Source organism: Vibrio sp. L85 (assembly GCF_963871815.1).
GTDB classification, from domain to species: domain Bacteria; phylum Pseudomonadota; class Gammaproteobacteria; order Enterobacterales; family Vibrionaceae; genus Vibrio; species Vibrio harveyi.
Map to the genome: position 1 here is coordinate 1 of NZ_CAWMYL010000041.1, position 276 is coordinate 276.

General features: G+C 37.3%; 1 protein-coding gene. It reads left to right on the forward strand.

Translation table 11 applies throughout. The features are described 5' to 3' along the window. Nucleotides 1-116: 116 nt before the first annotated feature. On the forward strand, nt 117-276 hold a 160-nt coding region (locus AACR11_RS07255), incomplete at its 3' end, for a transglycosylase SLT domain-containing protein (RefSeq protein WP_416316082.1).

Sequence of the window (276 nt, forward strand, 5' to 3'; positions counted from 1 at the left end):
CTGCTATCGTGCTTCTTACTCACTTCGTGAGCGCATTCTCTACTCGTCACGCCGCTCCTCATGGTAAACTGCTTTGAGTTTCTGCATTTATTTATGTCATTTGTTGTGGTTGTGTTATGAAATTTAAAATGATCTTTGTTTTTCTAGTTCCCTTTCAAGCGTCTGCTTTTTGTTTTGATGAGGCTGGACAATATTATAATGTATCACCAGATTTATTAAGGGCGATTTCTCAAGTTGAAAGTAGCCTTGATCCGACTGCTTATAACGAAAATAAAA